Source organism: Streptomyces sp. NPDC048197 (assembly GCF_043202395.1).
GTDB classification, from domain to species: Bacteria; Actinomycetota; Actinomycetes; order Streptomycetales; family Streptomycetaceae; genus Streptomyces; species Streptomyces siderophoricus.
The window spans coordinates 1-22,738 of sequence record NZ_JBIDAJ010000019.1 but is presented as its reverse complement, the minus strand read 5'-3'; the positions used below and the strand labels follow the sequence as shown (position 1 = coordinate 22,738).

General features: G+C 69.7%; 12 protein-coding genes. 10 read left to right on the top strand and 2 right to left on the bottom strand.

The genetic code is table 11. The annotated features are described in order from the left end of the window. The gene (locus tag ACGF4C_RS24020; RefSeq protein ID WP_393568980.1) at positions 1–480 is read left to right on the top strand and encodes a hypothetical protein; all 480 of its coding nucleotides are present in this window, start codon (positions 1–3) and stop codon (positions 478–480) included. Then, a complete protein-coding gene (locus ACGF4C_RS24015; RefSeq protein ID WP_393568872.1) occupies positions 477–1,991 on the top strand; it encodes a UvrD-helicase domain-containing protein in 1,515 nt (504 codons plus the stop codon). The genes ACGF4C_RS24020 and ACGF4C_RS24015 overlap by 4 nt, the downstream gene beginning before the upstream one ends. A 579-nt stretch (positions 1,992–2,570) precedes the next feature. Here ACGF4C_RS24015 and ACGF4C_RS24010 read toward each other — a convergent pair. Together ACGF4C_RS24010 and ACGF4C_RS24005 are read right to left on the bottom strand one after the other, a co-directional pair. Beyond that, positions 2,571–3,770: an endonuclease domain-containing protein gene (locus ACGF4C_RS24010; protein WP_393568871.1), complete on the bottom strand. Its 1,200-nt coding sequence runs from the start codon at positions 3,768–3,770 to the stop codon at positions 2,571–2,573. A gap of 306 nt (positions 3,771–4,076) precedes the next feature. After that, complete coding sequence (locus ACGF4C_RS24005; RefSeq protein WP_393568870.1) at positions 4,077–4,853, bottom strand: hypothetical protein; 777 nt, start codon at positions 4,851–4,853, stop codon at positions 4,077–4,079. Positions 4,854–5,278: 425 nt separating this feature from the next. Between ACGF4C_RS24005 and ACGF4C_RS24000 the strand changes: the two genes are divergently transcribed. The 8 genes from ACGF4C_RS24000 (at position 5,279) to ACGF4C_RS23965 (ending at position 22,507) form a co-directional block, all read left to right on the top strand. Beyond that, complete coding sequence (locus tag ACGF4C_RS24000; protein ID WP_393568869.1) at positions 5,279–7,669, top strand: UvrD-helicase domain-containing protein; 2,391 nt, start codon at positions 5,279–5,281, stop codon at positions 7,667–7,669. Between the two features lie 332 nt (positions 7,670–8,001). Beyond that, a complete protein-coding gene (locus ACGF4C_RS23995) occupies positions 8,002–9,558 on the top strand; it encodes a DUF2397 family protein (protein WP_393568868.1) in 1,557 nt (518 codons plus the stop codon). Next, the gene (locus tag ACGF4C_RS23990) at positions 9,555–10,868 is read left to right on the top strand and encodes a DUF2398 family protein (RefSeq protein WP_393568867.1); all 1,314 of its coding nucleotides are present in this window, start codon (positions 9,555–9,557) and stop codon (positions 10,866–10,868) included. Before ACGF4C_RS23995 ends, ACGF4C_RS23990 begins: the two co-directional genes overlap by 4 nt. Further along, complete coding sequence (locus ACGF4C_RS23985; RefSeq protein WP_393568866.1) at positions 10,865–15,889, top strand: SbcC/MukB-like Walker B domain-containing protein; 5,025 nt, start codon at positions 10,865–10,867, stop codon at positions 15,887–15,889. Before ACGF4C_RS23990 ends, ACGF4C_RS23985 begins: the two co-directional genes overlap by 4 nt. Then, a complete protein-coding gene (locus tag ACGF4C_RS23980) occupies positions 15,886–17,130 on the top strand; it encodes a TIGR02679 domain-containing protein (RefSeq protein WP_393568865.1) in 1,245 nt (414 codons plus the stop codon). The genes ACGF4C_RS23985 and ACGF4C_RS23980 overlap by 4 nt, the downstream gene beginning before the upstream one ends. Before the next feature lie 347 nt (positions 17,131–17,477). Beyond that, positions 17,478–18,443 carry a hypothetical protein gene (locus ACGF4C_RS23975; RefSeq protein ID WP_393568864.1) on the top strand — a complete coding sequence of 322 codons (966 nt, stop codon included), beginning with the start codon at positions 17,478–17,480 and terminating at the stop codon, positions 18,441–18,443. A gap of 1,083 nt (positions 18,444–19,526) precedes the next feature. Next, positions 19,527–21,860 (top strand): DnaB-like helicase C-terminal domain-containing protein, encoded by a 2,334-nt coding sequence (locus tag ACGF4C_RS23970; RefSeq protein ID WP_393568863.1) that lies wholly within the window; start codon positions 19,527–19,529, stop codon positions 21,858–21,860. A gap of 116 nt (positions 21,861–21,976) precedes the next feature. Further along, complete coding sequence (locus ACGF4C_RS23965; RefSeq protein ID WP_393568862.1) at positions 21,977–22,507, top strand: hypothetical protein; 531 nt, start codon at positions 21,977–21,979, stop codon at positions 22,505–22,507. Positions 22,508–22,738: the final 231 nt, after the last annotated feature.

Genomic DNA, 22,738 nt, shown 5'->3' with positions numbered 1-22,738 from the left:
ATGCGGAACCACCACGCTCTGGAGATCACGCTGACCCGGTCGCTGAAGACCACCGAAATCCGCCAGGCCGCCTGCGCCTGGCCACTTGCGGCCAACAGCGATGCCACCCGCCTGATGACCCTCGTGGCAGCCAAAACCCCCGACCGAGCCGTGCACCGCCTGCGCCATCGTCTCGGCACCCGGCTGCCCATCGATGTCATCACTACCCACTACCCGGACGTGAGCGGCCAGGTCCTGCTCAACGTGGCCTTCCCGCCAGCCACCCATACCGCCCTCACGACCCGCGCCCGCCGCGCGGGCCAGAGCCTCGAACGCTTCCTGCATCTGGCCCTCCACCGCGCCCTGGCCGAACAAGCCGAGCAGGAGGTCGACCGCCTCGACCGCGCCGTACGCCACCTGCTCGCCCACACCACACCCGCGCACCTGCTCTCCGCAGTCGGGCATGCGCTCACCCGTCTCCCTGAAGGACCCACGCCATGAAGCCGACCGACGAACAGACGGCGGCAGCCGACGCCTTCCACGCCGGCGACCACCTCGCCCTGCAGGCCGGTGCGGGAACCGGTAAAACCACGACCCTGGCCCTGCTCGCCCACGGCACCAAACGGCGCGGTCGCTACCTCGCCTACAACCGTGCCATCGCCCGCGACGCGACCGCCCGCTTCCCGCGCAGCGTCCAGTGCAAAACCGCCCACGCACTCGCCTTCGCAGCCGTCGGTCACCGCTACGCTCCCCGACTGAACGCACCGCGCCGTCCGGCCTGGCAGACCGGCCAGGCCCTTGGCATCACCCAAGCCATCCGCATCGGCGACCGAGACATCTTCCAACGCACCCTGTCCAACGCCGTCCTGCGCACCGTGAACCAGTTCTGTTACACCGCCGATGCGGCAATCACCCGCCACCACGTACCGCACCTGCGCGGACTGGAAGACAAAGACCTGCACGCCCAGCTCGCCGCCCACATCGTGCCCTTTGCCCGCAAGGCATGGACGGACCTGCAAAACCCCGACGACGGGGTAGTCCGCTTCGACCACGACCACTACCTGAAGATCTGGGCCCTGGCCCAGCCGAGAATCGAAGCGGACTTCCTGCTCCTGGACGAAGCCCAGGACACCAACCCTGTCGTCGAACAGATCTTCCTCAACCAACGCGACCACACCCAGCTGGTCATGGTCGGCGACTCCGCCCAGGCCATCTACCACTGGCGCGGCGCCAAAGACATCATGACCGGCTTCGACGGCACCCAGCTCACCTTGTCCCAGTCTTTCCGCTTCGGCCCTCACCTGGCCGAGGAAGCCAACCGCTGGCTGCACCTGGCCGACGCCCCCATCCGCCTGACCGGATGCGAGACCGTGCCCACCGAACTCGGAACGGTCACCCAGCCGGACGCCGTGCTGTGCCGCACCAACGTCGGCGCGATCACCCAGGTCATGGCCCTGATGGCCGCCGGTTGTCAGGTCGGACTGGCCGGGGGAGGAGACAGCCTGCGCGCACTCGCTCAAGCCGCCCGCGACCTCAAGGAAGGACGCCGTACCAGCCACCCCGAACTCGTGCTCTTTCCCACCTGGGGCGAACTCCAAGACTACGCCGCCCATGACCCGGCCGGACGCGACCTCCAGCCGTTCGTCGACCTCGTCGACACCCATGGCGCCGAAGCTATCCTCGCTGCGGTGGACCAACTCGCCGACGAATCCTACGCTCATGTGACCGTCTCGACGGTGCACAAGGCCAAAGGCCGTGAATGGCCGAGCGTGAGGATCGCCGACGACTTCCAACCACCACCCGACAGCGAACAGCAGGACGACTCTGGACGTACCCTTCCCCGCCCGATCGGCGATGCCGAAGCCCGCCTCGCCTACGTCGCCGTAACCAGAACCCGCAGTCGCCTCGACATCGGCGGTCTCGCCTGGATCGACCAGCATCCCGATGGAATGCGGAGGGCCGACACAGCGTCTTCCGCCTCCGACGAACAGCCCCGTGACGTCGCCAGCTAGGTCGCTTGCCGTCATGGCTGTAGGCACCGAGGCGGACCATGTCTGAACCCGAGCCCTTGCCGGAGCTGAAACGGGAAACCTTATTTGCCGGATTGTGATCGTTGGTTGCCCTGGAGGGCACGGTCGCGACCTGGGGCGTGTTCGGGCTCCTGGTGGCCACCGGCCGCATGGAGCTCGCGGTCGCGGGAACCGCGGCCCTTGCGGTACGGACCTCCGGGGCGGCGATTGCCACGAGGTTGGGCCGGGGCGCGGCTGTTCCGCACCTCGCTGTCCCTGGACGACTGGGCGAGGTTCCTCACCGTGGCCAAGCCGTGGACGACCCGACGCGGCACCGCCGCCCTCGCCGAGATGCTGCTGCTTGCTGCTGCACACGACCGCCGACAGCCCCGGGTTGGGCGATGACGTCATGCCAGACCCCCTGGCACACAGGGAGACTGACCGGCCCGGAACGCGCTGCGCATGGCCGGCATGGAAGCGGCACCGGCCCGCTCCGAGATCCCTGGCGCAGGGCAGACGCCCGGCCGGGGGAGAGTAAAGGGAAACGTAGGAACCAGGGAGCAGACCGGCCGTGGCAGGACGTCAGGCGGAGTCCTGGTCAGGGGCATCGGCGTCGGATGTCAGGATCTTGTCGACGAACTCCCGTACGAGGCGCCTGACAAGCGAGGCTGGCACGATCTGCTCCCATTGGTGAGCGGGAGTGTGGTGCCAGCACTGGAGACGGAAGCGGACGGACCGGTCATCCTCCACCGCCCCCAACGGGTAACGGGGCTGCTCCCTGCACGAGCCGTGAGGGTTGAACACGAACGTACGGAGTAGGACGTCGGGTTGGTGTCGTGGCGGCACGGTCCGTCCGCGGCGGCAGCCGTTGCATTTCAGGAGGTGCTGTACTGCGCCCGGGCGGTTGATGAATTGGTAGCCGCCGCCTTCGAATGTGTTGCAGCTAGCGCACACCGGGCCGCGGACGAACCCGTGCTCGTGGCAGTGATCCCAGTACATGGCTTGCCGCTGGCTGGGGCACAAGACGCACAGGAACGCGTCAGGTTGTGAGTTCTTCGGAAGCGACTTGTACGGCCTGCCCCGCAGGTGGCCTTTGTACGGGCGGGCAGCGGCGCTGGTGCATGAGGGGCACAGGGTGGTGTAGCCGGCGGTGCCGGAGGAGCGCCACTCCCAGATGTCTCCGGTGGCGCCGCACCGGCTGCAGCGGGCGGCCTGTTTGGTGGACTGGGCGGCGATCTGGTCCGCCCGGTCGAGGAGGGCGGCGTAGGCGCGTGGGACTGTCCAGATCGTGCCCGACCAGGTCAGCAGTGGCAGGGGCCTGGTGGACGCGATGGCATGCTGGCCGTAGCGTGCTTCGACCTGTTCCCAGGTTGCCCCGCACCCCAGTCCGTGCTGGTTGGGTCGGGTGCGGTCGCACGGCTGTTGGCCTTCGCAGTGGCAGCCGTTGACTGTCTGGTCCTCGTAGGCGACATGGGCGAACCAGTTCATGATCTGTATGCGCCATGTGCGCTCGAGGTCGGCGGGTGTGGGACGTGCGTCGACCCGGTCGTCGAGGTCGATCGCGAGCGAGGCCAGCCGTCCGCCGGCCTTGCGGATATCCCGTTCGTCCAGCCGCCACCGGTTCTTGTGTTTGTAGCCGCGGACGGCGACGTCTCCGATGAGCACGTGGTCACTGGTCTGGAAGGCGTAGCGGGATAGCCCTGCAGGGGCTGCAGGGACGGGGCAGCCTTCGGTGAGTTCCTTCAGCAGCTGGATGGCGTATTCGGGGCTGATCAACGGCATGATGTGTCTTTCCTTGCATGTGGTGAGGGGGCGGGGCCATGCGGTGAGGTGCTGTCCAGGGCGGCCATGGGCGGCGGTGCTGCGCAGCCCGTGCCGAACTGGTGGCGGATGAACCCGCCGTGATACCGGGAACCTCACAGGTACGGTGCCGCCCCTGTCCGTTGCGGGGGGACCGGTTCCCATCCGCCGGTCAGGGAGGCCCTTGCCTCTTTCAGCGTCGAGCGAGGGTTGCTGTCGGTGAGGAAACTGGCGCGGTCGCTGTACTCGGCGGGCCGCGCCGCGGCCTGGTTCACCGTCCACAAGCCGTCATCGCTGGTGCTGCCGTCTGCTGCGGTGAAGCGGATCGGTCTGTGCGGCTTGCCTGGTACGGACACGGATACAGGCGCTCAGCCAGTCCGCGAGCCACGGTCCGTCGCGTTCGACCCGTGCAGAGCGCTCGACGTGCTCGTCGGGCACTGTCCTTCCGCCGGGATCGGGCATGTCGGGTGGGGCGGCGGTTTCCGTCTCAAGGTTCTGGGGGAGTTGGTCGAGCCAGTCGCGGGCGGCCCGTGCGGCGCGGCGGATCACTTGCTCGCTGGCTCCGACGCGGGTGTGTACCCCGATGGTGCGGTTGATGCGGGCGTTGACGTCGCGGTGTGTGGTGCCGGTGGCCGCGACGAGCTGGTTCACCATCGCGCTCAGCCGCATGCGCGGGTTGGGCCCGGTGTCGATCTCATCGTCCCAGACCGCGTCCGGCTCCTGGTCGATCTCCGATTCGACCTCCACGCACCGGCCGCAGAGGTCAAGAATGCCGTCGACTTCGGCCTTGCCGCAGGCGACGCACACGTAACCGTCGCAGGTCGCCCACAGGCTGGAGGCGCTGTAGGCGTCGCGGCCCCTGGCGCGTTCCTGGGAGACGCACTGGCCGGTGCACGGCCGCGGGACGTAGTGCGCAACGGTCGCCGCCGGCTGCGCCTGTTCGCCCTGCTCTTCGCGTGCGGCCACCTCCGCTGCCCGGCGGGCGGCGTACTCGGCGTTCGCCCGGGCGCGGGCTTCCTGGCAGGCGGCGCATTCCGCTGGCGTGAGGTGGCTGGCGCACGCCATCACCGGGGAGGGGAGATCGTCGTAGCGGGGCCACTCGGCGGCCTCCCGGCGGCATAAGCGCCGGGTCGACTTGGCTCGGCGGGTACACGTCGGCATCCCGCGCCTCCCTTCTGAGCACGCGGCAGGGCATCAGCGTGCCCACCGGTTCTCCAACCTGCGGCAGCATAGAAACCGGTACTGACAACTCCTGCCGGAATCAGGGAAGTTCGTTGTCTCGATCGCGCCGACGCGGGTGCATCGTCAGGGGACGGGGGAGGGGGAAACTGGCAGCACACAGGCCCGCGGTGCTGCCTTGCAGGCTCCGCCTTGATTCGGCCAGAACTGGTTACCGAACGTATGACTGTATTGACGGTTTGTCATCAACTGGTCCAGCCTCTGGGGCTGCGGTACATGAAGCCGCGCTTCCCAGAGAGGAATTCATGGCCATGGAGCCGACGAAGGAGCAGCAGGCTGCCCGTGAGGTGTTCGCCTCCGGCCGGGACCTGGCCTTGGTCGCAGGTGCCGGGACGGGCAAGACGTCCACGCTGATCCTGATGGGCGCCGCGACCCGCGAACGCGGGCTGTACGTGGCGTTCAACCGGGCGATCGCCGACGATGCCCGCGGGCGATTCGGGCCGAACGTGGAGTGCCGTACCGCGCACTCCCTGGCCTTCCGCGCTGTCGGCCACCACTACCGTGAGCGTCTGGATGCCTCGGCGAGGATACCCGCCAAGCACACCGCCCGACTGCTCGGCATCACCCGCGACCTTGACGTCAACTCCCGCCAGATCAAGGTCACTCACGCCGCGCGTCTGGTGATGGGCATGGTCCGCAAGTTCTGCTACACCACCGACCGACAGGTCATGGCCCGCCACATGGAGCCGGTCAACGGCCTCGACGGCCCTGGCCAGGACTACCTCGCCCGCACCCTGCTGCCCTACGCGCATCGTGCGTGGGAGGACATCTGCTCGTCCGCGGGCCGGCTGCGGTTCGAGCACGATCACTACATGAAGCTGTGGGCGATGACCTCCCCGCAGCTCGGGGCGGACTTCGTCCTGCTGGACGAGGCCCAGGACACCAACCCTGTCCTGGAGGAGGTCTTCCTCGCCCAGGACGCGCAGCGGGTGTGTGTCGGGGATCCGGCCCAGCAGATCTACGGCTGGCGCAACGCGCGCGATGTGATGACCGGCTTCCCGGCCGAGCAGCTGCGCCTGACCCAGTCCTTCCGCTTCGGCCCGGCCATTGCCGAGGTGGCCAACCGGTGGCTGGGGCACACCGAGTCGGAGATGCAGCTGACCGGCCACGGCCCCGGTTCCCGCGTCGGCGAGGTTGCGCAGCCCGAGGCGGTGCTGTGCCGGGGCAACGTGGACGCGATGAGCGAAGTCCTGTCCTGCCTGGAGCTCGGCATCCCGGTGGCGCTGACCGGCGGGGGCAGCGCGCTGCAGCGCATCGCCAAGGCCGCACTCGAGCTCAAAGCGGGCCAGCGCACCAGCCACCCGGAGCTGTTCTTGTTCTCCTCCTGGGGTGAGGTGCAGGAGTACGCCGAGCAGGACAAGGCCGGCCAGGACCTCAAAGCGATCGTGCAGCTGGTCGACACCTACGGCCCCGACCAGATCATCGCCGCGGTAGACCGCCTCTCCCCGGAGGAGAAGGCGCAGGTAACCGTCTCCACCGCGCACAAGGCCAAGGGACGGGAGTGGCCGTCGGTACGCATCGGAAAGGGCTTCATGGCCCCGTCGGTGGACGACCACGGTCTGCAGCGCGCGCTGAACGCGAGCGAGGCCCGCCTGATCTACGTCGCGGTCACCCGCGCCCGCCATCTGCTGGACACCGAGGGCATCGCCTGGATCGACGAATACGAAAAGACCATGGCCGACGTCGGCCGGGACGGCACGGTGGCCGGGCGGCCGATGGTCGAGCTGAGCCTGACCGGGCAGCTGAAGTACGACTCCTCACCGATCTCGCAGTTCATGGCCGCCCACCTGCCCCACAGCGAGAACCTGGTCCGCGACTACCAGACGCGCATCGCTCGCCTGGCGCACCCGGTGCAGCCGATCGACGTGCAGTACCCGAACTGGTCGGCCCTCGGGCACGCCATCGACTACCGCCTCCGCCTCAGCCTCGGCGGGCGGCTCGGTCTGGCCGTCGTCGCCGGTGTCATGCTCCTTGACGACACCGGACCGCTACGCGGCGCACCGACTCGTGGGGCCTGCAAGGCCCTGTACACAGCGGGCCGGGAACTGCTGGCCATCATCGACACCTACCTCGCCGACCCCAGCAGCCTGGACGAGAACGCGCTCATCCGGCTGTGCTTCGTAGCCGGCTTCTTCGAGGACGTCGCCCGCACCGGTGAGATCCGCCGCTTCAGCATGCTCGCCCAGGCCACCGCCGCCACGACCCTGGACGACCTCACCGCGGCGGTCCCCGAGTACGTCGTGACCGACATCGACCAGCAGACGCGGCTCGCCGACGGCCCGTTCGCCACCTTCCGGGCCTTACCACAAAGGGCCCGCGTGTGTGGTCCGGTCTTCGCCGGCAGCGGCGACATCGGCGGCGCCGACGCCGACTACATCCTCGGCGGCCTCCTGCTGGACTGCAAAGCCACCAAAGACCCCCGCCGCCTGGGCCGCGAGGAGATTTACCAGCTCGCCGGATATCTCCTGCTGGACTACGACGACCAGTTCGGCATCGACCAGGTGGGCCTGTACCTCTCCCGCCAAGGCGGCCTGATCACCTGGGATGCCACCGACTTCCTGCGTCGGCTCGGCGCGGCCACGCCGCTGGCGCAGCTACGGGAACGGCTCCGCAGGCACCTGCACGAGGCTGCCCACCGCTGAGGCCACATCGCACCGTGCCGCCTCCGGCCGCTCCACGCGGCTGGCGATCTCCCCCAGCCGGAAGGCGGCTCGGGGCCGGAACCGAGCGCTCGGCTCCACGGGCCATGACCTCAGATTCAGCGCACACCCGCAAGCTGCGCCATGCAGCGATCCATAGCGCGCGAAAGCGATTATTCAGTGACATTTGTCGCACGTTCCTCCGGCAGTCAATGTCAGTGGCGGCGGATACCGTCGCAGACACCAGCCAAGCAGGGCACGAACCGAGGCGAGCCACCACAGAACGGTCACGAGTTCTTGTGCGTGGAGGCGCCGTGGGAGCGAGGGGGTGGGCGATGAGTCGACCGCGCATGTGGTGGCAGGAGGTTCATCCCGGCGACTGGGCGGCGTTCGCGCTACCTGATGACCTGGTCCGGGAGCGGTACACCGCGCTGCTGGCGGCCCTGGAGGAACTGTCCACGCGCGGCCCCATGTCCACGCTGGCGGACATCGCCGACCAGCTGCGGGCCATCGGCTACCACGACCCGCTCCCCGAGCCGGATCTGCTCAAGGCGCTGGACCAGCTGGCCAAGTGGGGCTTCGCCGAACCGTTCCGTGACTACGCCGCCCCAGTACGCAGCTACCAAGGCATGATCATCCGCCAGGAGGCATGGGCGCTGACCCGCAAGGGACGCGGCATCGTCGCCGCCGTCCGAGCGGCCGTCGTCGACGTTCGCCGCGCGCTCCAGCTGCCCAGCCGCCTGCTGGACAGCGTCGAGCACACCGTGCGCGGCATCCTCGACCACCTGAGCGCCGACCACGGGCTGCTTCCCGTCGACCTGGAGGACGTCCGCACCCGCATCGACGAACTCCAGCGGGTCACCGCCGACTTCTACGCCGCCCTGGCACAGATGGTCCAGTCCGACGTCACCGACGACGACCTGTTTGGCGACAACCGCGACCGGGTCATCGAAGCGCTGCGCCAGTTTCCCCGCGAGTACGGCCGGGCACTGCGACGGGTCGAGGCCGCGCTGGGCGATCTGCAAGCGGCAGGCCCCCGCCGGATCGTCGAAGCCGCCGTGCCACACGCCGGTCTGATCGACCCCGGTGACCAGCAGCACTGGGTCGACGAACGGGTGCGCCGTCTGGGGGACCTCCAGGCGTGGTTCCGCCCCGACGGCACCGTGCATCGCCTGATCGCCTCGGCCACCGGCGCCGTGCACACGCTGCTGGTCGCCATCGACCGGCGCTACGCCGCGCGGCGGCGCGGCTCCGACCTCGGTGTCGACTTCCGTTCCCTCGCCTGCAGCCTCCACCGGCAGCCCACGCCAGCCGACGCACGGCGCGTGTACGCCGCCGCCTTCGGCGACTGGCCAGCCTGGCACGCGGTCATCGGCCCGGCCGAAGAAGACGTCGCCCACGGCACCGCCGCCGCGGCCGGCACCGGCCGGCACCAGGTCGAGGTGACCTTGCGGGAACACGAGCGGCACGGCCCAACCAGCGGCCGGCCCCGCAAAGTACCCGACACCGCGGCTGAACGGGAGGCCGCGCTGGCCGAAGCCGCAGCCGAGGCGGCACGACGACGGCGTTTCGCCGCGTTGCTGGTCACCGACACAGAAGTGGGGCTGGAGCACTTCGCCGGCCTGCCCATCGACGCGGCAGTCATCCTGTTCCGCGCCATCGAGGTCGCCTACGCCCAGACCGACCCCGCCACCGGCCGCGGGCAGGCCGAGGCCGATGGGACAGGCGTCGTGGTCCACGTCCGGCGCGGTGACCCCAAACAGACCGTGACCGTGGCTCTCGCAGAGGGCCGCCTGACCGGACCCGACCTGCGGGTACGGGTCACCGCCACCGACCACGCCGCCGCGAGTGATCCACCAGACTGCGTCCCGAAGACCTGGAGCGTGGCATGACGCCGCCGCAGCTCCTCGATCCCGACCTGGGCGAGGCAGCCCGCCGGCTCATCGCCACCGGCCGTCTGCGCGCGGAGAGCGACCCGGAGCTCTACCGCGCCGCCGTCAAAGGCGCCGCGGCACTTGCTCAGTTCTTCCGCGCCGAACTCGGCTGGCGCCTGGAGGTCCATGAAGTCGCCGCACTGGTCCGCCTCCACAAGCGCCGCGCCGACGTACCCGACGACCGCGGCCCCCACCTTCCCCGCGACGGCCGCGCCATGCACATGGCCCCCACCGAGGTCCTGGTACTGGTCTGCCTGGTCTGCGAGCAGCTGTGGCGCCGCCCGCGCGTCAGTCTGCGCGAGCTGCTGCAGGCCGTCGCGCAGGTGTGCGCGGCCGAAGCCCCCACCGGACGGCTGCCACAGTTCCGTATCGTCGCCTCCGACGGCACCGGCAAGAAGGAAGCCCGCGAAAGCCGCCGGCACCTAGTCGACGCCCTCAAGCTCCTGGTCGCCGAAGGATCCATCACCGTGGACGCCGACCTCGACCGCGCCGTCACCGACGAAGACAGCGACCTGGTCGTCACAGCATCCAGGGACCGTCTCGCCGCCAAGTTCTCCTCGCTTTCCCCCACCCTGCTCGGCCTGGACGGCCTCTCCCCACAGCAGCACGCCGCAGCCCTGTCCGCCGAGTCACTCCTGGACCACACCGCCGCCCTCGAACCAACGGACGCCCCGACCCGGGACGAGCGGCGGCTGAAGGCCCTGCGCCGACTCGTCGACGACCCTGCCACCGACCCCCACGACGACGCCGCAGAGACCACCGCCTACCTCCACACGCTCACCGGCCGTGAACGGGCCCTGAGCGTCGTGGCCTGTCTCGGGCTTGCCGCTACCGTCCGCCGCGACTGGTGGCAGACCACCGATCCGACCGGTCTGGGCAGCGGCATCGACTTCCCTCAGGGCCGCCGCACCGAGCGGCAGGCAGCTCTCGCCCTGCTAGCCGAGCTGCCCCGCCGCGCCGATCCCACTGGCCCGCTTCCGATCACCGAGGTGACCGCCCTGTTCCAGCGGCACCACGACGACCTGCCCCGCTGGGCCGCCGCCTACGACCGGCGCCTGCCCGCCCTGGCCCGCGCCGCCACCGCCGAACTCATCCAAGCCGGGCTGCTCACCGCAGACCCCGACCTCCCCGACCACTGGCACCCCACCCCCGGGATCTACCTCTGGCGCACCCACCTGCGACAGCCTCCCCGCTCCGTGCCGGCCGAACACGCCCCCTCCCCGCCCTCACCGCGCCGCACGCAGGACAGGCAGGAACTTAACCTATGAGCGTCACCGACCCTCCCACTGCGCACCCGGCCACAACCGTGCCCCTCGGCCAGCCCGGCGCCGACGGCCGCTGGCAGCCCACTCGCGCCGGCATCGTCAACTCCTGGGCGTGGGCCAGCGAGGACCTGCTGTTCGCCGACGGCTGGCTCACCCTGGCCGGCCCCAACGGCTCCGGCAAGTCTCTGACCGCCTCCATGCTGGTCACCGTCCTGCTGGACGCAGACACCTCCCAGACGGCCCTGTCGGTGTCCGGCAAAGCGGCTGGCACGCTCACCAACCGCCACACCGACTTCAACGACCGGGAGGACCGTACCGGCGCCTGGTGGCTGGAGTACGGGCTGCGCGACCCGGACACCGGTGAGGTGACGTTCCTGACAACCGGACTGTGGCTGCGGGCAACCGGCGGCCACTTGCACCGCGCGTTCTTCCTCGCCCCCGGCCGCATCGGGGCCGACCTGCTACTGCAACGCGACCGCGAGCCGGTCCGGATCGAGGACCTGGCCGAGCAACTGGCCGCCTGCGACGGAGAACTGTTCACCGCCTCACCCAGCCTGCGCACCAAGGCGCTGGCCCATCTGCCCATCATCGAGGACGAGCGCGACTATCGGCAGACCATCCGCACCCGCCTGTTCGCCCCGCTCGACGAAGTCCAGTTCGACGCGCTCATCGCCGTCCTGCGCAGCCTGCGCAGTCTGCGCACCGCCGAGGCCATCTCCCCCACACGCATGCGCCAAGTGCTCACCGATGCACTGCCCGCCCTCGACACCGACAGCCTCACCCTGATCGCGGAGGCGATGGAGCGCATCGCCGAACTGGAGACGCAGCTGCAGCGCACCCGCGAGGAAGCCAAGCTGCTTCAAAGCACCGACCGGGCCTACCGCCGCTACCTCACCACCGTTGCGCAAACCCAGGCCGCGGCGCTGACCGCTGCCAACACCGAGTTCGACGACCAGACCCGGCGGACACGGGAGGCGACCGCCCAAGTCCAGGCGGCCCAGGCCGCCGAGGCGGCAGCCGATCAGGAGCACACGGCCACCCTCAGCCGGATCTCCGAACTCGAAGGCCGCCTCGAGGCAGCCGACAGCGAGCTGCGCGGCCACGCCGGGGCCGACTTGCCGCACCGGGAAATCCGGGCCGCCGAACTGGCCAAGGCCGCCGACGAGGCCGCCGAACGTGCCAGGCAGGCCACCACCGACGCTCAGGCGGCCACCGAGCAGGCCGACGGCTCGGCGGACCTTGCCCGCACCAGCCAGCACCATCTGGTCCACCTGGCGGATGAACTGCGCAGCACCGCCACGACGCTGGGTGCCGAAGCCGCCATCGAACGCCTGCTGGCCGCCACCGGGCAGCTGACTTCGGCCGACATCGGTAGCAAAACGGCCATCGACATCGACCCCCTGTGCGCAACCCCTGGGGCCTGGGCCGAAGCACGCACCAGCCAGATACGGGCGGTGGACGACGCGCTGCGCCGCCACCAGCTGGCCCAAGAAGCCGAATACACGGCTGCCGAAGAGCTGCGCGCAGCCGAAGACGACGAGGACACCCACCACCGGCTCGCCGCCGAAGCCACCGCCCACCGGCAACACACCGAGCACGAACTCGCCTCCCGCACCACCGAATGGTCAACCGCCATCCGGCAGCTGGAACCCGCCCCCAGTGAACTCACCGCCTGCGCCGACGACGAGCGCCGTGTGGACCTCGGGCAGTTGACCACCTGGCTCGCCTCCGCTGCCGCAGCGGCCCGCGCTCGCATCGACCTGCCCCGCCACCAGCAGACCGCCGCCACCGACGCCGCCCTGGCCACCGAGGCAGCTGCCACCGCGGAGCGAGCCCGCGCCGTGCACCAAGCCGCGCAGACCACAGCCGTCGAAGCCATGGCCGCCTACCGCGACGCGCAGGAGACCGCCCGCGCCGAGACCGAGGAAGCCGAACGGCAACGAGACGAAGCCCACGCCACCTACCAGCAGGCCGAGGACGCCGCGCGCGCCGACCTCGCCGCCGCCCAGCTGCGATGGAACGCCGGCGTGGACGCTGCCGCCCGCGCCGCCCGCACCTGGCTGGGGGACGTGCACCGCTGGCGAGCCGACCTCGTCCATCTGTCTGCCGAGGCCATCCAGGTACCCCAGGCCCCCGCATCGAACAGCCCCGCGGACGACACCGAGACCTGGCTGGGCACCTTCCGCCCGGCCGACATCGAACTGATGGCACAGCGCGCACACGCGGCAGCCGCTCCGCGCCTGCACCACCACGCTGAGGCCGCCGAACACCAGGCCGGCCTCGCCGCCGCCGACGTCGCCGCCATCGAAGCCAAGCTGGCCGCAAGCCGCCAGGCTGCCGCCACCCCGCCCGCCCCGCCGTGGCGGACCCGCCAGGAAGGCGACGGCATCCCCCTGTGGGCACTGCTTGACTTCGCCCCCCACCTGACCGACACCGAAGCTAGCCGCCTCGAAGGCGCCCTACTGGTCGCCGGCATCCTCGACGCCCTAGTCACCCCCGACGGCAGCGCGGTGGCCGGCGACCTCACTCTCACCCCCACCCTCCACCCCGCAGCCGGAACCACCCTGGCCGACCTGCTGCACCCCGAACCAGACCCGGCCATCGACCCCGACCGGATCCGGCGACTCCTGCACGCCATCCCCGTCGACGCCCCCGGCAGCGACCTGGCCACCGGCAGACTGACATCCGGCGTGCTCACCGCCGCCGCCCCCGACGGCTACCAAGCCGCGTACATCGGCCGTACCGCCCGCGAACGGGCCCGGCTGGAGCGCGTCGCGGCCCTCGAAGGCGACTTGGCCGCCGCCGAGCAGCGCCTGGCCGCCGCGCGGGAGGAGGTCCGCCGCCGCCGCCAGGACATTCAGGCCGCCGCCGACGAACGCGACGCCTTCCCGAAGACGGCGGCGCTACTGACCGCAACTGGGACCGTGGCCCGGCTGTGGCGCGAGGCCGAGACCGTCCAACGACAGACCGACAGCCGTATCGCAGATGCCGGACACAGGCGCCAGCAAGTCCTCGCAGAGCTTCAGACCGCCGCAGTCGCCCGCACCGCACGTCTGGCCGCTGTCGAACAAGAACTGCGTCACGCCGAGCAGGCCGCCACCGACACCGGCACCCAAGCCGACCAAGCACACCAGGCACTCGATCAGCGGCAGCAGGCAGCACAGCGCAGCGAGGCGGCCCGGGCTGCAGCCGCCGACGCACAACAACAGGCGGACGCCGAACGGGCCGCCTTCCCCCTCGCAGCCCTCGCCACCGCTAGCACAGCCCAGGAGGCCGAGGACGAGGCAGGCGACGCCCTCACCCGCGCCCGCAGCACGGCGCTGGCTGCCGCCGAACGGCATCGCACGGCCGGCGAGACGGTCAAAACGGCCCTGCGAACGCTCAACCGACGGGCTACATTGCCCGACGGAACGCTCCTGCCCACCGAGCCGGCCGCAATCGACCGCCATCAACGCGCGACCGAACAACTCGCCTCGCAGACCGAGGCATGGAAACACGCCGCGCTGCGCGCCACCGACCTGCTCCAGCGCGCCAGCCACGACGCCCGTGCGGCCAAGGAATGGACGAGCCGCTGCGAACGCGCCCGCCAGGAGGCAGACGCCGCCCGTCGGGATGCCCAGCGAGAAGCCGCCGCCGTCGCCGAGATCCGCGCCCTGCACGGCGCCGAATACGAGCGGCTGCGGCAACACCGCGCGAACACCGCCACCACGCTGAACCAAACCCGCACCCACGCCGAGCAACTCCTCCAGCGACGCAACAACGCCGCCGTGCAGGCCGCCACCGCCCAGGCGACACTCGAGAGCATCGCACCCTACCGGCAGGCCGCCGAAAGCCGCCGCGACGCCTGCCTGCGCCAACTCAACCGCCTCGCTGAGGAAAACCTCGCCACCGTGCCCGACGACCTGCCCACCGACGCCTCCAAACGGCCCGCTCACCTCACCGCCGGCCTGGCCTGGGCCCGCCGTCTACTAGCCGACCGCCCCGCCTCCGCTGACCGCCTCGCCACACTCACCCAGACCCGCGACCGCGCCCTGGCAGCACTGGAGACCAGCGCCCGCACAGCGAACACCGCGCTGGCCCGCTTCGACCGCCAGGTCACCCTGATCAGCATCGAGAACACCGACTGGCGCCGCGCCGTCGTCGCCGATCCAGGCGCCACCCGCGGAGAAGACCTCCACACCGCCGTCCAGGCCCTCGAGGCCACCGCCGGCCAACTCGAGGACGACCTGCGCGCAGACATCAAACAGACCCTGAAGACCAGCCTGTTCACCCGACTGCGCAGCGATGTGCGCCTGCGCCGTGAGGCGGCCCAGGAACTGGTCCGCAAGATCCGCTCCACCCTCAGCGAAGTCCGCACCGGCGTCGCAGGCGTCGGCGTCCAGGTCGAATGGACGGTACGCGAAGACGAGGACGCCCAGCGCATGGTGGACCTCATCTCCCAACCGCCCTCCGACGCGGTCTTCGAGCAGATGTACGCCGTGCTGCGTCAGCGAATGGACGAAAAGGCCGGCGAGCCCTGGGCCGAGCGTGTCGCCCACACCTTCGACTACCGCGCCTGGCACGACTGGGAAATCTCCCTGACCCACGCCTCGTTCGGCGACGGCAGCACGGAGAAATTCCGCAAGGTAACCGCCCGCTCCAACCCGCTGGAGTCGCTGTCCACCGGAGAGCGGCGACTGGCCACCATGCTCCCGCTGCTGGCCGCAGCATGGTCGATGTACTCCGGCGGAGGCTTCCACGGACCCCGGCTGCTGTCCGTCGATGAGATCGACGCAGCATTCGACGAACCCAACCTGCGCCAAGTCCTCGCACTGCTGCGCTCCTGGGACTTCGACGTGCTCGCCACCGCCCCCTTCATGACCCCCATGATCAAACAGGAAGCCGGGCAGGTCATGGTCCACCAAGTAGTCACCGCCGGACGGCACCGGGTCACAGTGCCCTGGCTGTGGCAAGGCCACGGCGAACCACAGCCCCTAACCCTCGACATGGCCCTGGACCATGCCCATCGCGAGGAGCACACGTGAGCGTGGACCTCGACCTGATCGCCGACGACCCTGACTTGGCCCCCCTGTGGACGGCCATCCATGACCGACTGTGCTCCGGCCAGGCCCCCGAGACGATCGCCGCCGTACGGGTACCCGACTTGCCCCCTGCGGGGACAGCCACCCTGCGCTCCTGGCTGGACACCACCGCCCGCCGCCGCAGCGTCCGCTCAGCCGTCGCCGTCAGCGCGACCGGCGTCCGCGTGCCGCTCCGCGAACTGCTGACCGTCCTCGGCCTGACCGCCGAGCACCTGCCACCCCTAGTGGAACGCGCCGTCGGCCGTCCAGTAGTGGACCGAGCAGCGAACCGGCGCACGGCCGCAACGCTGCGCCAGGAACTGTGGGACCACGCAGCCGGAGCCCTGCCGCGCCTGCCCATCCTGGTGGCGCGGATGCGCGCGGCCGGCGTCGCGGATGACGACGTGGCCGCGATACGCCGCCTCGTCGACGCCCTGGCCGCCGCGACCTCACAACTGCCGCACAGCCCCGCGGTCTCTCTGGCGAAGCTCTCGCACGACTGCGCGGGCGACCCTCACTACTTCGACCTGGACACCACCGCCGGCACCCGACTGGTCGCCGCAATCGCCGAACTGGCAGAGCGCCCCGAGCCGAGCCGCCCGGACCTGGTCCGGGCGCTGCTCGCCGGCTACGGAGTGATCGCCGACCGGCTGTCGGCCACCGTCCTGCTGTACCAGGTGCAGGCGGTGGGCGACGGGCCGGTGGACCGGCGGCTACGGGAGGCGGCCACACCGGTGGCGCTGACCCTGCTCGACCTGACCCGCACCCCGCCGACGCTCGCTCCCCAGGTGCTCACCGTGGTCGAGAACCCCTCGGTTCTCGAAGCGGCCATGGCCTGCGACAGCCCGGGCCCGCTGGCGTGCACCAGCGGGCAGCTCAGCAGCGTTGACCACACCCTCCTGCAGCTCGCGGTCGACCAGGGGATCCACCTGAGATACAGCGGTGACCTGGACGGGAGTGGTCTGCGGATCGCTGAGTACGTTGCACGCACCTACGGAGCCGAGCTGGTTGCGATGGACGCATCGACGGTGCAGCACGCGGGCCCTGAGCCCTCAGCAGTCCCTCTGGGGCCGGCTCCTGAGATAGGAGAGGTGACCGTGTGGGACGCCTTGAGGGCAGGCGGGCGGGTGGTCTTCCAGGAGCACGACGCTGTACTGCGCCAGGTGCTGGGCCAGCCTGGGGGCCCGCCGAAGGCAGGCAGGTGAGTGACGTTCACACTAGATCGGCTAGGGGCTGATGTCGCCCATGGAGCCGGCGGCCGCGAGAACATCGTCGGCGACGAACGCATGGCGATCGGCTGCCACGGGGCCAAGACGTGAGCAGGCGAGCTTGCGGATGTGGCAACCCCCGGACTGACGGTACCTCCGTGGCACGCGTGCGGTCGGGCTCACGGCGGCTGTCCGCCCCCAGCCAGGTAGTGCGTAACTCTTCAGTGCAGGCCGGGACTTGGCAAAGCGTCCACGTCTGACCTGTAGGACCGAGACGATGGGATCGATGTGTGTGGCTATCGCGCGGCCGGTCCGCGCTTGGAGAGAGGAGCCATGGATTGTCCTTGACGTCCCAGATCGACTCGTCCGACAGCCCGTTCACCCGTTTCACTGCTGTGCATCTGCCGCGTCCGCGTGCGGCGATGGACGCCTACCGCGCCACAGCCCGCGCCGCGCGGCGGCCAGTGTCGTTGCCGACGCCGCCGCCCAGGGTACGGCCGGCATGGGGCACGTTGGGTGCGGCGATCGACCACCGGCTGCGCTACGCCTTTACCTGCCACCAGGTGATCGACGGTGCGGTCGGTGAGGGCGTCGCGAGCGCGGCCGCCTGGTGTGTGGGTATGCGGCGCCCCGACGTCGCAGACGCGATTCTGGCAACCGGCCGTGACCTGGAGAGTGAACTGCGGCTCCTGTTCGAGCGGGAGAGGCCCGACGACCGGGGCCGGCCGATGCTGCTGGCCGCCGCGGCTGAGGAGCGGCTGGCCCGTCTGTGCGTGGCGATGGTGTGGTTCGAGGAGGTCTACCGCTCCGGTGTCCTGTACCCGGGGTCGGCGATTGTGCGTCTGGCTGCCGGGCTGACGTTGCCCGCGTTGCTCGCCCAAGTCCCCGATTACATGGTGGACGACCTCACGGTGCAGGTGCAGCTCGCGCAGGATGCTCTCGGCGAACTGCGCGCCGCAACCAAGGCCGAGGAGTGCTGTTCGGGGCCCGTGTTCGCTGGCTCGCACGCAGTGGGTGGCGCGGACGCGGACATCATCGTCAGTCGGCTGCTGCTGGACTTCAAAGCGCTGAAGGATCCAGTCCGTCTCCCGCCGGCGGCGGCATACCAGTTGGCCGGGTATGCGCTGCTGGACTTCGAGGATCTCTATCATCTGGAGCGGGTCGGCTTCTACCTCACCCGCAGCGGGCAGCTGATCACATGGGGATTGGGGGAGTTCGCAGACTTGCTGGGTGCTCAGGTCCCGGTGCCCGAGCTGCGGGCTGAGCTGTCCGGCCGTCTGGCCGGCGAAGATCCGGATGCGGAGGCGTAACTGGCGCTCGGGGCGGTGTTCCTGGGATGCCGCGGTGCGCGCGGGGGGCGGCCACGCGGACGGTCTGTATGGGCCTGGTCGGGATCCTCGGCGTCCTCGACCCGGCCGACGGCTCCGGCGGCACCGTCGGGTATCCCGTGTACGAGATGCGCCGACCGACGCGGCGACGTTCCGGCGCTGGCTCTGCGCCACGCTCGCCGGGCCGCGGTGCCGGGTCGATCGGCAGCGGCAGGACGAGGACGGGGCCGCGGTAGTTGGGATAGTGGGCTTGGCACTCTTGCGACGGGAACCAGGCGAGGTCCGGGTTCCCGAGGTCCCGATTCGGGGACATCCCGTGCACCATCAGCAGGTGCGGGACTCTGCGCGACTGCCGGACGACCTGAGCGGCCCGTCTGTCCCAGTGGTGAGAGATGAGCAGCTGCGGCCTCAACTTCTGCACCGCGAAACGCCAGTTCGCTAGCGGGCACACCTTCACGCCGTCCTCGGTACGGGCCTGACCGGGCTCACGGCTCGTGGTGACCACCTGCACGCAGTGGCCGGCCGCGACAAGGCCGCGAACGTATTCGCGGGTCGTGATGACAGCCCCGGTGGTGGGGGCACCTGCCCGTACGTCGGCAGGACTACCAGAATGCGCAGGGGACGCCCGCGCCGCTCTCGCACTTGCGCCTCCGAGTGTGCTTGGCGACGGTGGGTGTCCCGGCCGCGCTGCGTGCTGAACTCTCGCGGACACCGCTCCACACCGGTACGACGGCCCCGACTCCGGACTCTGGTCGCTTCGGTCGCTGCCCTCCTGATCGGGGGAGGCGTCGAGCCAGCCGGGGCCATACGCGGAGGCCCCCGGTGGAGCGGCGACGGCCTGCGCTCAGCGCTCAGCAAGCAGCGGCTGGTCGGCCGTGGGCGCGGACCGGGCTGGGAGACGTCCGCGCCCGGCCCGTCTCCTGCACGAGAGTTGCTGCCCAGCCTCGGGCGGGGCGCCGTCTCTTCATTTGCTTACGCCTCGCACCTCGACGTCTCCATGGCACCCTTACGCTAAACTCTTACGTGTCTTACGTGTCTTACGTGTATGGAGGGAAGGGACCAACCATGGCCGAGGACACACCAGGCACCACAACCACCACGGCTGGCGTCGTGCGGCGGTGGGGTATCGATGAGGCACGCAAGGCCTTGTACGACCTGGTGGATGCTGCTGCGGCAGGCCAGCCCGTGCTGATCGGCCGCGGTACGAAGTGCGCCGTGCTCTCCCCGCTGAGCCACCTGGACTCCACCTGGCAGGCCCAGATGTCCGCCCTGCCTGCCACGCCGGTCACCACGGCGCGCAAGAAGCTGGGCGACCTGCTGGCCGCCGCAGCCTCCGGCACCCCGCAGCTGCTCCTGCACCGCCGCACGCCTGCGGCAGCCCTGCTTCCCGCTCACCCCGCCCACCCAACCACCCCCACGCCCACCGCCGTTCCGGCAGGCGAAGGAGCAACGGCAGCGCGCCGTCTGACGGCATTGGACGACGTCCTGGACGAGATCCTGACACCTGGTGCTTCCGGCGGGGACAGCCACGCAGTCCTGTTCGGCATTCACGCTCTCGACCACACCGTCGGCGGCCTCAGACCGGGCACACTGACCCTGGTCGCCGCCGCCCCGGGCGCCGGCGGAAGCCTGCTCGCCGCGGCCGCCGCCCGCCACACCGCCCTCACCCGACAACTCCCCGTGCTGTACGCCGCATCAGGACTGACTCGGGCAGACATCGCCGCGCGGATCATCGCCGCCGAGACCCCCGTGGACTACCGTCGGCTACGCACCGGCGCCCTGACCGCCGCGGAGGAGCAGACCGCCGCCGAAACACGGGCCCGACTCGTCGGCGCGCCCCTGCACGTGGACGACGGCACCGACCTGACCGCCGAGGTCATCGCACAAACCGCCCTGGAAATCACCGGCCTGGCGCTGGTGGTGGTCGACCGTCTGCAATACGTCCACGATCCCGCGGTCCCGCTGTCCGGCCCCGCACTATCCGCCGCTACACGCACCCTGGCCCACCTGGCCAGAACCCGGAACATCCCGGTCCTGGCCGCGCTGGACACCGACCTCCCCGAGGTAGTGGCCGCGCTGGACCCGGATGTCACTCTCACCCTGACCCGCACCGGCGAGCGTGCCCGCATCGACGTTGCCGAACGCGACTTCGGACCCCAGGACACCAGTCAGCTGTGTGCCGAACTGCCCTATGCCCGCTTCACGGATCCCGCTGACAGCCTCCCGGCCCCTGGCCCCGTACAGGCCACCCCCGCGTCACCGGAGTACCACGAACCACCCGAGTCTCCCCGGGAGACGGCCGACACTCAGCGCCCAGCCCCCTCCGGCACCTTTTCGGCGCCGGAGCAGCCACACGCCACGTCCGCGGCGGCGCCAGCGCGCCAGCAGCGGCGTCTCAGTTCCGCGAAGACGGGTCTGTCCACGTTCGTCTCTGACCAGGTGGCCCGTGCACTGGAAGTGCACGCTGGTGACGCCGACGCAGCCCTGAAAGCACTAGCTGGCGACGGTGGTTCGGCGATTCCCGATGTGATGGAGCTGTTCGAGGCGACACGGGTGGAGACGAGCTATCAGCACACGACCTACCCGAAGCTGCCCGAACCGCTGACCCGCAAGCGCCGCGACAATGCCGACGAGGTGTGGGAGGCCCGCCCGAAGTTCACCAACACCTTGGTGCCCGACGGCACCAAGGTGACCGAACTCGACGTCAACGCCGCCTACCTCGCCGCGCTCCAGTCGGCACACCTTCCGATCCGCACGATCACCCACAACCCGGAAGGATGGGATGACCTCGCCAACTACGGCAAAGGGATGGACCTTTCGGGAATCTGCCGCATCGACCCGATCGACTGGGAACACCCCGAACTTCCTCACCCCCTCGGCGACGACCGCGAGACATCAGGCACGCTTTGGGTGCCCACATCCGTGCTGCTCAGCCTGAAAGACTTCGCTTCACCCTCGTACGGAGAATTGTGCACACCGCCGACCATCCGGGAGGCTTACGTCGCAAAGGGAAGCGCATCCCTTTTCAAAACGCTTGTACATGTCCTCAACGAGGCTCGCATGCACGCTATTTACGAAGATGATGAACTGACCAAGGCATACATTGCTACAATGTATGCCAAGTTGGTCTCTACCATGGGGGACAGTCGTAAGAACCACGAACTTCGGCGTCCTGAATGGCAACACATCATCCGCGGTCAGGCATTCTCAAACCTGCGGCGAAAGGCAATCCGTGCACACCAGGCAGGACTGACAGTTGTTCAGGTCGGCGGTACGGACGAACTCCACCTTGAAGGTGATGTGTGGGCCGCTCTCTGGAACGGCAAGCCGCTGTTCACGGAAGGACGCGCCCTGAATCAGATCAAGATCAAGAAGATCTCACGAAAGGGTGAGAAGTGACGCCTAGCCGGCCCCGCCAGCCACACACCGGAGGACCTCTGGGAACCTGGGGCCGCGGACCCGACAGCGGCGGCACCACCTTCGGTGAACAACTCAGCACCGAACTCCTCGACTTGATGGAAAACAGAGACGTCACACCACCCGCAGACGCCTCAGCAGAGGGCGTCCAAGCCCAACTGGAGTACCTCAACAGCCGCAAGGGCGGACGCGAGGCCATGGACCGCGCCGGCATCCCCGCACGCACCCGCCGAGGCTGGAAGACCCGCACGCCCAGCCCCGCCAGCCAGCAACGCATCAACCACGCCTACTGGCAGCTCCGTGCCACCAACTGGAAACGAACCGGACGGACCCCACCGCCCAGTGTCCGTGAAGCCGTCGCGCCTCAACTCAAGGAGCGTGCCCACGGCAAACGGATGAGTATCACCCCCGTCGACTGGAGGGATGTCCGCGAGCAGGCCCAGGGCGCACAAAAAGAAGCCAGCGAACGCGAAATCCGCCCCGGCCAACGCAGCTGGGATAACTTGATTGACGCGTGGTCAACCGGCGATGAAACTATCCTTGATACAGCCTGGATGGACTACGCCAGTGAAATTGACTCTCCACCAGAACTGTACTACGAAGTCGCGCATATTGGATTCACACTCTAGAGCTGGAAATGCCCGGTGAAAAGCGGATCGATAATTCCCCTTTCACACCAGCCAACTGACGGGCAGTCAGTAAGATCCGGCAAGCCGTGCCTACCTTCTAGCCAGCTAAGGCGCGCGCTGCGCGCCATTGTGTAACGCCGCGCAGCGGCGTTACACAAGCGGTCCGCAGGACCGCAACTGCCTCACGCCGCGCAGCGGCGGCGCTCCGCGGCTGCGCAGCAGAACGGCGCG

Coding starts and splice junctions, on each gene's coding strand:
- ACGF4C_RS24000 (WP_393568869.1), top strand. CDS start 5,279: ATGGAGCCGACGAAGGAGCAGCAGGCTGCCCGTGAGGTGTTCGCCTCC.
- ACGF4C_RS24005 (WP_393568870.1), bottom strand. CDS start 4,853: ATGGCGTGCGCCAGCCACCTCACGCCAGCGGAATGCGCCGCCTGCCAG.
- ACGF4C_RS24015 (WP_393568872.1), top strand. CDS start 477: ATGAAGCCGACCGACGAACAGACGGCGGCAGCCGACGCCTTCCACGCC.
- ACGF4C_RS24010 (WP_393568871.1), bottom strand. CDS start 3,770: ATGCCGTTGATCAGCCCCGAATACGCCATCCAGCTGCTGAAGGAACTC.
- ACGF4C_RS24020 (WP_393568980.1), top strand. CDS start 1: ATGCGGAACCACCACGCTCTGGAGATCACGCTGACCCGGTCGCTGAAG.
- ACGF4C_RS23970 (WP_393568863.1), top strand. CDS start 19,527: ATGGCCGAGGACACACCAGGCACCACAACCACCACGGCTGGCGTCGTG.
- ACGF4C_RS23985 (WP_393568866.1), top strand. CDS start 10,865: ATGAGCGTCACCGACCCTCCCACTGCGCACCCGGCCACAACCGTGCCC.
- ACGF4C_RS23990 (WP_393568867.1), top strand. CDS start 9,555: ATGACGCCGCCGCAGCTCCTCGATCCCGACCTGGGCGAGGCAGCCCGC.
- ACGF4C_RS23965 (WP_393568862.1), top strand. CDS start 21,977: ATGGAAAACAGAGACGTCACACCACCCGCAGACGCCTCAGCAGAGGGC.
- ACGF4C_RS23995 (WP_393568868.1), top strand. CDS start 8,002: ATGAGTCGACCGCGCATGTGGTGGCAGGAGGTTCATCCCGGCGACTGG.